General features: G+C 65.6%; 11 protein-coding genes. 7 read left to right on the forward strand and 4 right to left on the reverse strand.

Going from position 1 to position 11,336, the window contains the following annotated elements:
• The first annotated feature begins 70 nt into the window (after positions 1 to 70).
• A complete protein-coding gene (gene asd, locus ACQKDV_RS15280; protein WP_427784823.1) occupies positions 71 to 913 on the forward strand; it encodes an archaetidylserine decarboxylase in 843 nt (280 codons plus the stop codon).
• A gap of 141 nt (positions 914 to 1,054) precedes the next feature.
• Here asd and ACQKDV_RS15285 read toward each other — a convergent pair whose 3' ends face one another.
• Together ACQKDV_RS15285 and ACQKDV_RS15290 are read right to left on the reverse strand one after the other, a co-directional pair.
• Entirely contained in the window at positions 1,055 to 1,402 is a 348-nt protein-coding gene (locus tag ACQKDV_RS15285) for a ribonuclease E inhibitor RraB (RefSeq protein WP_427784825.1), read from the reverse strand.
• 18 nt (positions 1,403 to 1,420) lie between these two features.
• Positions 1,421 to 3,028 carry a transglycosylase SLT domain-containing protein gene (locus ACQKDV_RS15290; RefSeq protein WP_427784827.1) on the reverse strand — a complete coding sequence of 536 codons (1,608 nt, stop codon included), beginning with the start codon at positions 3,026 to 3,028 and terminating at the stop codon, positions 1,421 to 1,423.
• 123 nt (positions 3,029 to 3,151) lie between these two features.
• On the opposite strand from ACQKDV_RS15290, the gene ACQKDV_RS15295 reads away from it, so the two are divergent.
• On the forward strand, positions 3,152 to 4,657 hold the full coding sequence (locus ACQKDV_RS15295) for a helicase HerA-like domain-containing protein (RefSeq protein WP_427784829.1): 1,506 nt from the start codon (positions 3,152 to 3,154) through the stop codon (positions 4,655 to 4,657).
• Positions 4,658 to 4,747: 90 nt separating this feature from the next.
• The gene (greB, locus tag ACQKDV_RS15300) at positions 4,748 to 5,254 is read left to right on the forward strand and encodes a transcription elongation factor GreB (protein ID WP_427784831.1); all 507 of its coding nucleotides are present in this window, start codon (positions 4,748 to 4,750) and stop codon (positions 5,252 to 5,254) included.
• 85 nt (positions 5,255 to 5,339) lie between these two features.
• Here the strand turns inward: greB and ACQKDV_RS15305 are convergent, their stop codons facing one another.
• Positions 5,340 to 6,173 (reverse strand): DUF3025 domain-containing protein, encoded by an 834-nt coding sequence (locus ACQKDV_RS15305; RefSeq protein ID WP_427784832.1) that lies wholly within the window; start codon positions 6,171 to 6,173, stop codon positions 5,340 to 5,342.
• On the reverse strand, positions 6,170 to 7,531 hold the full coding sequence (gene rimO, locus ACQKDV_RS15310; protein ID WP_427784833.1) for a 30S ribosomal protein S12 methylthiotransferase RimO: 1,362 nt from the start codon (positions 7,529 to 7,531) through the stop codon (positions 6,170 to 6,172). Before rimO ends, ACQKDV_RS15305 begins: the two co-directional genes overlap by 4 nt.
• 447 nt (positions 7,532 to 7,978) lie before the next feature.
• Here rimO and ACQKDV_RS15315 point away from each other — a divergent pair, with 447 nt between their 5' ends.
• The 4 genes from ACQKDV_RS15315 to ACQKDV_RS15330 form a co-directional block, all read left to right on the forward strand.
• Positions 7,979 to 8,653: a LexA family transcriptional regulator gene (locus ACQKDV_RS15315; RefSeq protein ID WP_427784835.1), complete on the forward strand. Its 675-nt coding sequence runs from the start codon at positions 7,979 to 7,981 to the stop codon at positions 8,651 to 8,653.
• Between the two features lie 144 nt (positions 8,654 to 8,797).
• Entirely contained in the window at positions 8,798 to 10,321 is a 1,524-nt protein-coding gene (locus ACQKDV_RS15320) for a Fic family protein (RefSeq protein ID WP_427784837.1), read from the forward strand.
• Between the two features lie 117 nt (positions 10,322 to 10,438).
• Positions 10,439 to 11,110, forward strand: a complete 672-nt coding sequence (locus tag ACQKDV_RS15325; protein WP_427784838.1) for a dienelactone hydrolase family protein — start codon at positions 10,439 to 10,441, stop codon at positions 11,108 to 11,110.
• Positions 11,107 to 11,336: HIT domain-containing protein (locus ACQKDV_RS15330; protein ID WP_427784839.1), on the forward strand; the 230-nt coding region annotated here is incomplete at its 3' end. The genes ACQKDV_RS15325 and ACQKDV_RS15330, both read left to right, overlap by 4 nt.

Consider the following 11,336-nt stretch of genomic DNA (forward strand, 5'->3'; position numbering starts at 1 on the left):
ATGCGGACTTCCATGCCCCACGGTTCACCGCTGTTCCAACCGGCACGCTTGAGATCGAGAAATCCGCCCCATGAGCCTGACCACCGCCCTGACGTACGCCCTGCCCCACCGCCTGCTGTCCTCGATGGCGCGCTCGCTGGCGTACTCGGACGACCCGCGCGTGTCGCGCTGGCTGATCGATACGGTCACCCGCAAGTTCAACGTCAACCTGGACGAAGCAGCCAATCCGGACCCGCGCAGCTACCCGACCTTCAACCAGTTCTTTACCCGCGCCCTGAAGCCGGGCGCGCGCGTAGCCGATGCCGATCCGCGCAGCCTGGTGATGCCGGCCGACGGCCGCATCAGCCAACTGGGGAAGATCGAGGCCGGGCGCATCTTCCAGGCCAAAGGTCAATCCTTCACCGCCGCCGAACTGCTGGGCAGCGATGAGGATGCCAAGCCGTTCAATGAGGGCCAGTACGCCACCGTGTATCTGTCGCCTCGTGATTACCATCGGGTGCACATGCCGTGGACCGGCACCCTGCGCGAGACCGTGCACGTGCCGGGCCGCCTGTTCAGTGTGGGCCCGGCCGCGGTGAACGGCGTGCCACGCCTGTTTGCCCGCAACGAGCGCCTGGTCTGCCACTTCGACACCAGCTTCGGCCCGATGGTGAGCGTGATGGTCGGTGCGCTGCTGGTGTCCGGGGTGGAAACGGTGTGGAGCGGCGAAGAGATCCCGGCCTACGGCGACCGCATCACCCGCAAGGATTACCGCGGCCAGGGCATCGTGCTGGAGCGTTTCGCTGAAATGGCGCGCTTCAACTACGGCTCGACCGTGATCGTGCTGCTGCCCCCGGGCGTGGCCGAATTCGCCCCGCAGCTGGGCGCCGAAAGCCCGGTGCAGCTGGGCCAGGCGCTGGCAACGCTGCGCTGACCTGGCGGTATCGATTCACCGCGATGCCGGCCAGCGGCCGGCACTACCGCTTCGGTAGATCCACGCCGTGCGTGGATGGATTCACCGCGATGTCGGGCCTCCAGAGCCGAGCATGGGCTCGGCTCTACAGAAAGCGATGTGTTATTGCAGGGTCGGGGCCGGACCGACGTCGACGCCGTCGTAGTCCTCCACGCCGGTCTGGCTGGCCAGCGCGGCCAGTTCCTGGTTGCGCAGGTCCAGCGAGGCCTCGTCGTGGATCTCCACGCGCTCCACGTGCAGCACGTGAAAAGGTGCATCCCCTTCCTCCGGCTCCTGTTCGAACAGTTCCACCACCGCATAGCCCTGGGCTTCCAGGGTGGTCGCCAGCGCCTGCAGGCGGTCCGGGGTGGAATGCACGAAGTAATAGCCCCACAGCAGGGGCGTGGCGAGATCCCAGTCGGTGTTCTCGCGCAGATTGGCGAACAGATCGCGGGTGGCTTCCAGGTCCATGGCTTTCTTCCGGTTCGGTTACTTGTCGCAGCCCTGCAGCTTCAGCGCCTGGCCGGGGCGCAGGCTGTAGCTGGGGGCCTTCAGGCCGTTGGCGCGCGCCAGGGTCGGCACGTCGCACTGGAACTTCGCCGCGATGCGGCCCAGGGTGTCCCCCTTGCCGACCTTGTAGGTTTTGGCAGGCTTGGCCTTGGGCGCTGGGGGGCGCGGGGCGGCGACCGGCGCGACCGGTGCGGTCGGCACCGTGGCACTGGCGTTGGGATCGGCCAGCGGCACCACGCCGCCCACCGCCACGCTACCGGTGTAGCTGGCAGCGGTCGGGCGCACGATGGCCGCGTTCAGATCGGCGGTGATGAGGGTACGGGCCAGGTCCGCGCGCGGGCCGCTGACGCAGTTGCGCTGGTACAGGCCGGCGATGCGGGTGGTGGCGTTGATCAGCGTGCCGGCCGGGATCCAGCCGTCGGCTTCATAACGCGGGTTGAGGTTGCGCAGCGCGCGCATGTAGCCATCACGCGTGCCGTGGCTGCCCAGGCAGATGGTCAGCTCGTAGATGGTGGTCGACCTGGCCAGGCGCAGGGTGGCCGGCTGCGCGCTGATCTTCGGGAACTCGACGCCGTACTGCTGCGGGTGCAGGAAGATCCACGCCGCGGCGATCACCATCGGGACGTAGTCCTTGGTTTCGCCGGGGAACTGGTTGTAGACGCTGTCGGTCCAGAAGCTCTGCCCGCCGCTCTGCTTGAACACGCGCGCGGCGCGGCCCTCGCCACCGTTGTAGGCAGCCACTGACAATTCCACGTTGTTGTTGAGTTCACGCAGGCGCTCGTTGAGGTAGCTGGCGCTGGCTTCGGCGGCGCTGCGCGCGTCGAAGCGGGTATCGAAACCGGTGCCATCCGGGCCCAGGCCGAAGCGGCGGCCGGTGGCCGGCATGAACTGCATCAGGCCAGCGGCACCTGCACGCGAGGAGGCATGCACGCGGCCGTTGGATTCCTTGGCCATGATGCCGAACAGCAGGGCCTCGGGCAGGCCACGCTTTTCCCACTCGGGCCACATCACCGCGCGCAGGTTCTGGTAGTTCTCGTAGCTGGTCAGCAGCGCCGGGCGCATATCGGTCAGCCAGCGGCGGATGCCCGCCTGTACGGCCGGGTTGTACTCGACCATGGTGTCGAAGGCATGACGCTTGTCGTTGAGCAGGGCTGCAGCGCGGGCCGCCTCGGGCACGTTGGCGGTGAGCGGGCCCACGTGGTCCGGGTCGGCCTCCAGGTGGTCGCCACTTTCGTCGGCGGCGTCATCGCTGGCCGCGGCGTCGGCGTCGTGCTTGAGCAGGCGCTTGTAGGTGGCCAGCATGTTGCTCATCTGGCAGCCCTTCTGCTTGACGCACTCGCTGATGACATCCTCCATGTCCTCCAGCGCGGCGTCGGCTTCGTTGCTGCCTTTGGGATCGGCATTGGCGACCAGCAGCAGGGCATCGCTGTAGCGCTTCTCGGCGGTGGCCATGCGCTGCTGCAGCGCATCGACCTTGGCCTGGTCCCGCGCCGAAACACGCTGCGCATGGGCGCTGGGGGCCAGGGATGCCAGGCCGGCAAGCGCCAGCAGCGGCCAACCACGGGAAATCAGGACAGGAACGGGCATTGGTGGCACTGTGTGCGAAACAGGCAGGCAGAGTAGCGGTGCCGCCAAGGTCCGGGCAACCCGGCCATCGGCCCGCCACCGCCGGCGGTTAACATTGGGCGCATTCACTACAAGGGCTGGACCATGGATCCGATTCTGCTCGGCAAAGGCATCACCGACGATGTGGCCGTCACCCTGCTGCCGAAACTAGGCAACCGCCATGGCTTGGTGGCCGGCGCCACCGGTACTGGCAAGACGGTGACCCTGATGACCTTGGCCGAGGGCTTCTCGCGGCTGGGGGTGCCGGTGTTCCTGGCCGACGTGAAGGGCGATGTGTCCGGCCTGGCGGTGCCCGGCACCGGCGCTGATGCCCTGCTCGCGCGCGCCGCCGAGATCGGCGTGGCCGACTACGCGCCTGCGGGCAGTCCTGCCGTGTTCTGGGATCTGTACGGCAAGCTCGGCCACCCGGTGCGTACCACCATCAGCGAAATGGGCCCGACCCTGCTGGCGCGCATCCTGGAATTGAACGACACCCAGGCAGGCGTGCTCGACATCGTGTTCAAGCTGGCCGACGACCGCGGCCTGCTGTTGCTGGACATGGATGACCTTCGCGCCCTGCTCGGCCTGGTGGCCGAGGAACGCAAGGACATCTCCACCGAGTACGGCCTGGTCAGCGCGCAGTCGATCGCGGCCATCCAGCGTTCGGTGCTGCGCCTGGCCCAGGACGGTGGCGAAGACTTCTTCGGCGAACCGGCGCTGGAACTGGCCGACATCATGCGGGTCAACCACGACGGACGCGGCGTGGTCGGCATCCTCGCCGCCGACCAGCTGGTGCTCAAGCCCAGGCTCTATTCCACCTTCCTGCTGTGGCTGCTGTCGGAACTGTTCGAGCAGCTGCCCGAAGTGGGCGACCTGGACAAGCCCAAGCTGGTCTTCATCTTCGACGAGGCCCACCTGCTGTTCGACGACGCGCCGGCATCGCTGGTGCAGCGTATCGAGCAGGTGGTGCGGCTGATCCGCTCCAAGGGCGTGGGCGTGTACTTCTGCTCGCAGCTCCCCGACGACGTGCCCGGCAACATCCTCGGCCAGCTGGGCAACCGCGTGCAGCACGCGCTGCGTGCGTTCACTCCTCGCGACCAGAAGGCGGTGAAGACCGCCGCCGAGACCTTCGTACCCAACCCGAAGCTGGATGTAGCCAAGGTACTCAGCCAGCTTGGCACCGGCGAAGCCCTGGTGTCCACGCTGCAGGACAAGGGCGTGCCGATGCCGGTGCAGCAGACGATGATCGCACCGCCACGCTGCCGGATGGGGCCGATCACCGAGGCCGAGCGCACACAGGTGCGTGCCGGCAGCCCGGTCGGCACCCGCTACGACACGGCAGTGAACCGTGAGTCGGCCGCCGAGCTGCTGGCCCAGCGCGCGCAGAAGGCGGCCGAGAAAGCCGACGCCCCGCCCGCCCGCAGCCGCGCGCAGGACGAGGCGCAGGAAGGTGGCTTCGGTCAATCGATCAAGGATGCGATCTTCGGCACCAAGCGCCGCCAGGGCATGATTGAAACCATGGCCAAGCAGACCACGCGCACGGTGGGCACCAAGCTGGGCAACCAGATCGTGCGCGGCATCCTCGGCGGCATTTTCGGCGGCAAGCGCTGATCTGTTCCTGCTGTGGTCAGCGCCCTTTCCGCTGGAAAGGGATCCGACCCCATCCCTTCATTGCTCCCCCTCGAAAAGAAGTCGTACTGCATGTCCCGCTGGCGTCCCCCCGCAGAAAAAAGCACCGCCCTGATTACTGCTGCCGGCCACGCCCGGTTGAAGGCTGAACTGGATGACCTGTGGCGTGTGCGCCGCCCGGAGGTGGTGAAGGCGCTGGCTGCGGCTGCCGCCGAGGGAGACCGCTCGGAAAATGCGGAGTACACCTACCGCAAGAAGCAGCTGGGCGAGATCGACCGCCGCGTGCGCTACCTGACCAAGCGCCTGGAAGCGCTGCGCGTGGTCGACACGACGCCGACCGATCCGCAGGCAGTGTTCTTCGGGGCGTGGGTGGAGCTGGAGAACGTGGACAGTGGCGAGACCAGCCGCTATCGCATCGTCGGCCCGGACGAGACCGATGCCGGGCTGGGCTGGATCAGCATCGATTCACCGCTGGCGCGGGCGCTGCTGAAGAAGCGCATCGATGACGAGTTTGCGGTGGAGCTGCCCGGCGGCCAGTTCACCTTCGCGGTGATCGGGGTGGAGTACGCAGCTGCGTAACGTCGGCGGTCGGTCGACTGCGCCGCTTATGTAGAGCCGAGCCCACGCTCGGCTGGCCGTACCGCAGCCGAGCATGGGCTCGGCTCTACATAAGCGGTAGGGGCGCGGGGTACTGGCGGCCTGCGCGCAGCGGGCGGAAGTAATCGGCGTTGCCGTAGAAGGCGGCATCCTGCACCTCATGCCATCCGGGAATGCCGGCCAACGGCAGCGGTCGCAGTTGCAGCGGATCGCCCAGCACCCTGCCCTCGTCGATGGCTCGGGTGACCGTCTCGATGCATCCCGCTTCACCATCGCCCTGCACCACCACGCACTTGCCGACCAGCAGTCGGCCCGGCAGCAGCGCCTGCTCCATCAGCGCATGGCCGAAGACCGCCACCACAGCGATGCTGCCGCCCCGCCAGTGCGAAGGATCGAACAGCGCGCGCCAGTCGTGGGCATCCCACGCCGCCAGCACGCTGGGATCGCGCATGCACACCACCACACCGGTTTCGTCGAACTGGGTCAGCGCGGCCTGCGCGCGGTTGCGTTGGCCGGGCGCCATCGCGGCGATGTGCCGGCACTGCTGCGCATTGAGCGCCCGCTTGAGTGGCAGAAGGCTGGCCCAGACCAGCGCGTTGAACAGATCGTGCCAGTTGTCCGCACGGGTGGCGATGCGCCCCTGGGCAATGCGGATTTCATAGTGCAGGCCATCGGCCAACAACGCCGCATCCTGTTCCACCAACTGCGCGCCCGGCAGTGCCAGGCGGTCATCCAATGCGGGCACAGCAGGCCATTCGGCGGCGAGCAACAGATCGCGGTAGTGCTGCACGCCCGCAAACAGCGGGTGATCGAACACCCGTACATCGACCGCCGCACGCAGCGGCGGAAGGAAGCGACGCGGGGCGCCTGCGTCGCCGCCGGCGGCCGCCGCTGCGGTCACAGCACCTTGAGGTCGAACGCCGGACGCGCAGCGCTGGCCAGCGCGTCACCGTACAGGTCGTGCTCGTCGCTCTCGGTGATCTCCACGTCGACGAACTCGCCCACGCGCAGCGGCACCTGGTCGGCGTTCTGGATGTGCACCAGGCCGTCGATTTCCGGCGCATCGGCCTTGGAGCGGGCCACGGCGATATCGCCTTCGATGGCATCGACCAGGCACTGCTGCACGGTACCGATCTTGGCTTCCAGGCGCGCCGCGGAAATCTGTGCCTGCTTTTCCATGAAGCGGGCCAGGCGCTCCTGCTTCACTTCTTCCGGCACCGCATCCGGCAGATCGTTGGCCGTTGCGCCCTCGACCGGCGAATAGGCGAAGGCACCCACGCGGTCCAGCTGCGCTTCGTCCAGGAAGGAGAGCAGCTCTTCAAACTCGGCTTCGGTCTCGCCCGGGAAGCCGACGATGAAGGTCGAACGCACGGTGATGTCCGGCGCGATGCGGCGCCAGTTCTGCACGCGCTCGAGGGTCTTCTCGACCGCGCCGGGGCGCTTCATCAGGCGCAGGATGCGCGGGCTGGCGTGCTGGAACGGGATATCCAGGTACGGCAGGATGCGGTTTTCGGCCATCAGCGGCACCACCTCGTCCACATGCGGGTACGGGTAGACGTAGTGCATGCGCACCCAGGCATCAAGTTCGGACAGACCTTCGCACAGTGCCTTCAGGCGGGTCTGGTAGGCCTTGTTGCGCCACATCTTCTCGGTGTACTTCTCGTCCACGCCGTAGGCCGAGGTGTCCTGCGAAACCACCAGCAGCTCGCGCACCCCGCCGCGCACCAGGCGCTCGGCCTCGCGCAGCACTTCATCCACCGGGCGCGAAACCAGCTTGCCGCGCATCGACGGGATGATGCAGAAGCTGCACTTGTGGTTGCAGCCCTCGGAAATCTTCAGGTACGCGTAATGGCGCGGGGTCAGCTTGATACCGTAGTCCGGCACCAGATCCACGAACGGATCGTGCTTGGGCGGCAGCGCTTCGTGCACCGCTTCCATCACGCTCTGGTAGTCCTGCGGGCCGGACACCGCCAGCACGTTCGGGTAGGCCTCGCGGATCTGCTCGGGGCGCTTGCCCAGGCAGCCGGTGACGATGACCTTGCCGTTCTGGTTCATCGCCTCGCCGATGGCGTCCAGCGATTCGGTCACCGCTGAATCGATGAAGCCGCAGGTGTTGACCACCACCACGTCGGCCGAATCGTAGGACGGCACGATGTCATAACCTTCCGAGCGGAGCTGGGTGAGGATGCGCTCGGAATCGACAAGGGCCTTCGGGCAGCCAAGGCTGACGAAGCCGACTTTGGGGTTCAGCTGGGACATGGAAATCGCGGGACTCTGGGGGCCTGGGCCCCTGCCGGCATGGCAGGGGGTCCTGGGGGCCGGGGCCTGAAAGGGCGCCAGTATAGCGGGTTGGCGGGCCACCCCTGAACGAGACAACGGCTGAGCCCCCGCCTCTTCGCTGCCCTATCTCCGGAGCCTGTACCAGCCGTCGTCCGGCGGTATCGAATGACCGTCACTCTCTCTTTCTTCCCGGAAAGCGTCGGGTCTCAGCAGCTGCAGGAACTGCCGCCTTGCGGCCGGTATGCCATTCAAGCGCCATTGGCTGACGGAAGCGGAGCTCACCTCGCATATGCGAGCCACCCTGCCGGTCCCTCCCAACCGATCGATGACGGTAGAAGCACCAGGAATTGTCATGGCCAGAAATTAGATTGATCTAATTTTCGGATCAACAACCACTTTTAATTAGTTAAGAATTAGCCTTTCCTAATGACTACTCTCTCTGAACGTTTGGCCCGTGCACTGCGACACGCCCAGATCACCAAGGCCCGTCTGGCCCGAGATGTCGGCGTTTCCCCACCAAGCGTCCACAACTGGTTCAGTGGAAAGGCAAAATTTCTGCGTGGCGCGAATCTTCTGGCGGCAGCCGAGGTGCTGGGAGTCAGTGAATCCTGGCTTGCTACAGGCAGGGGAACGATGTTGCCCAAGGGCTCCATTGCTCATGGCAAGCGGCCAGTCGGGGAGAGGGAACCGCCTCCTGGATACGTTCGTTTCAACGTCCTGGAAGCAGACACGAGTGCCACCTACGACACACCCGAGGTCATGAGAACGATCGAGGTCGCCGAATGGGAGGTGCGACGGAAGCTGGGCTTCCTGCCGCAGCCCGGACGCATCCAGATCATCACCGGTCGCGGCCCATCGATGCGGCCCAAGCTGGAAGATGGCGACATCGTCTGGATCGATACCAGCGTCGATCAGTATGACGGTGACGACTACTACCTCATCAATCTTGGCGGCGAAACGCAGATCAAGATGCTGCAGAAGCGGGGCGATGGCCTGTACGTGGTGAGCGTGAATACAGATTTCCCGCCCTATCGACCCGAGCCCGGCAACGTCAGCATCCTTGGCAAGGCGCTGGTCCATGCGGGACTGCGGAAGTTCTAGCTGCGGAGGGGCGACGCTCAGACGCATCGGGCATTCCGCTCCCGACTGGGCTACGTTGGTGGTCTCACGAACAATGAGACGAGCTGTAAAATAATTTCCTGGAAAGTGTCAGAATGTAAAAAAAACACAGGCCGTGTAAAAAAAATGAGCCGGATCGGGTACGAGTGGGTAAGAAATCATTGCGACCTCGACGCGCTGCCGCCTCGTCGGCCTGCGCTGATCCGGCCAGTGACGCGGATCGAACGCCTTGAAGACCATGTCGCGGTCCCGGCCAGAATGGCCCCCGGTGCAGACGCTGACACACTGGATCATCTGCTGTTCGCGCTCAAGCACGAGCATATCAACCTCGCCATCCTGATGGAGGCGATGCGCCACGTCTCTACCGAGCGGGTGTCGGAGGCGTTCCGCCAGACACCCGGCGGCGCCTATACGCGATTGGCAGCCTTCTTCTGGGAAGCGAGCAACGGCGTACAGCTCGAGGATCTTCCCGCTGCAACCGGTGCCGTGATTGACGTTTTCGACCCTGCCCGCTTCGTCACCGGCCAGGATCAGCGCAACGCACGCTGGCGCGTGAATTTCAACGGGCTGGGGAATCTCGCCTACTGCGCGACCGTCGAGAGGACCGCCACGATCAACGACGCCTTGCAGCGTTCAGTACTGGACCGGGCAAACCTGGTGCTTGGCAGCATGGACGCGACGATCCGGGACCGGGCGCTCGAGTGGGCGTATATGAGCGAGACGCGTGGCAGCTTTGAAATTGAAGGTGAAGTACCTGGCGCGTCCAAACAGGCTGCTTTCGTCCGGATCCTGCAGCAGGCACATCTGCGCGAGCCGCTCTCAGAGGCGTATCTGACCGCGCTGCAGAACGCCACCGTCACCAACCCGATGCAGCAGGCGGTGGCATTCCGACATGAGCAGAACCATCTTGCCAGGTCCGACATGAGCGCTGCTGCGGTGACCTATGTGCCGCCACCGCCCGCCCTTGCACGCGAGCTGATGGACGTCCTGATGGACTGGTCGAACCACCACTTGGAAGGCGTGCCCCCATTGGTCGCAGCGGCGGTGGTGTCCTTTGGGTTTGTTTTCATCCATCCGTTCATGGATGGCAACGGCCGCCTCTCGCGGTTCCTGCTGCACCAGACCCTTTGCCGTACGGGCGCGCTGGCCAACGGCTTGATTCTGCCCGTGTCGGTAGCGATGAAAAAGCACGAAGCCGAGTACCTGGCAGCGCTGCAGCAATTCTCCCGGCCCATGCGTGACAAGTGGGATGTGCGCTGGATCGATGGCGCGCAGTTCGAGTACCACTATCTGGGGAACTCTCACTACGACGCCTATCGATACTGGGACGCCACACTGGCAGCCGAGTTCTGCCTGGAAATGGCCGAGCTGGCATTGGACGAGGAATTGCACAACGAAACCGAGTTTCTGATCCGTTATGACATCGCACATGACGCAGTAAATGATGCCTACGATCTGGTCAACACCGATCTGGCGATACTCCTCATCAGCGCGTTCCAGAACGGCGGAGTGGTCTCCAAGCGACGCAGGGATCAGTTCCAGCACCGGGTTCCCGATGCCGCCTTCAGTTTCATCGAAGAGGCCGTCAAAGCAGCGCTTGCCCTGCAGGTGGGGCGGCCGGCGAGCGATTCAGGACCATCCGCACCCTGAACTGCCCCTCTCCTACCTCGCTCCACGTTTTCGCCCGATCCCGCACAGCCGCTGACACGCCGCTAACCCGGCCAGCGTGGACAATGCAGCTCCATCCCTGCAACGAGGTACCCGACGATGTCCGAATGGATCACCCTGGATACGCATCATGGCCCGGTCCGCGCCTGGCAGGTCCTGCCCGAGGGCACGCCGCGCGCCGGCCTGGTGGTGGTACAGGAGATCTTCGGGGTCAACGCGCACATGCGCGGGGTCGCCGAACGCTTCGCTGCGGAAGGCTATGCAGTGCTGGCACCGTCGTTCTTCGACCTGGTGGACGGCCCCGAGGCCGACCCCGATGCCCTGCCCTACAGCCCGGAAGGCGTGAAGGACGGCCTGGAGCGGGTGAACACCCTGGGCATGGAAAAGGCGCTGGAAGTGGTGCGCGCCGCCGCGACGCGCCTGGCCCCGCATGGCAAGGTCGGCACCGTCGGCTACTGCTGGGGCGGCAGCGTAGCGCTGCTGTCGGCGATGCGCCTGGGCCTGCCCTCGGTAAGCTACTACGGCGGCCGCAACGTGCAGTTCCTCGACGAAACACCGAAGGCGCCGGTCATCTTCCACTTCGGCGCCCAGGACAGGAGCATCCCGCCGGAGGCCGTACAGGCCCACCGCGAGAAGCTGCCGCAGATGGCCACCTATGTCTATCCGGCCGACCACGCCTTCAACCGGGAGGTCGGACATGCGTATGATCCAGACAGCGCCGCCCTGGCGCTGCAACGCACCCTGGACTTCTTCACGGAGCATCTTGGATGAGCGATTTCGAACTGGATCCACGCCTGGCCACCGACAGCGTGCTGGTGGCTGAAGGGCCGTTGTCGCAAGTGCGGTTGATGAACGACGAACGATTCCCCTGGCTGGTCCTGGTGCCGCGGCTGGCCGGGATCACCGAGTGGATCGAGCTGGACGGCGAGCAGCAGGACAAGCTGCGCACCGAGCTCAACCGGGCCTGCAAGGCCCTGCACGGCACCGACGGCGTGGA

It is taken from the genome of Stenotrophomonas sp. NPDC077659, from assembly GCF_050268705.1.
Taxonomy (GTDB): Bacteria; Pseudomonadota; Gammaproteobacteria; order Xanthomonadales; family Xanthomonadaceae; genus Stenotrophomonas.

Bases quoted from the DNA above. Each gene is read 5' to 3' on its own strand.
- asd (WP_427784823.1), top strand. From the start codon at position 71: ATGAGCCTGACCACCGCCCTGACGTACGCCCTGCCCCACCGCCTGCTG.
- ACQKDV_RS15285 (WP_427784825.1), bottom strand. From the start codon at position 1,402: ATGGACCTGGAAGCCACCCGCGATCTGTTCGCCAATCTGCGCGAGAAC.
- ACQKDV_RS15290 (WP_427784827.1), bottom strand. From the start codon at position 3,028: ATGCCCGTTCCTGTCCTGATTTCCCGTGGTTGGCCGCTGCTGGCGCTT.
- ACQKDV_RS15295 (WP_427784829.1), top strand. From the start codon at position 3,152: ATGGATCCGATTCTGCTCGGCAAAGGCATCACCGACGATGTGGCCGTC.
- greB (WP_427784831.1), top strand. From the start codon at position 4,748: ATGTCCCGCTGGCGTCCCCCCGCAGAAAAAAGCACCGCCCTGATTACT.
- rimO (WP_427784833.1), bottom strand. From the start codon at position 7,531: ATGTCCCAGCTGAACCCCAAAGTCGGCTTCGTCAGCCTTGGCTGCCCG.
- ACQKDV_RS15315 (WP_427784835.1), top strand. From the start codon at position 7,979: ATGACTACTCTCTCTGAACGTTTGGCCCGTGCACTGCGACACGCCCAG.
- ACQKDV_RS15320 (WP_427784837.1), top strand. From the start codon at position 8,798: ATGAGCCGGATCGGGTACGAGTGGGTAAGAAATCATTGCGACCTCGAC.
- ACQKDV_RS15325 (WP_427784838.1), top strand. From the start codon at position 10,439: ATGTCCGAATGGATCACCCTGGATACGCATCATGGCCCGGTCCGCGCC.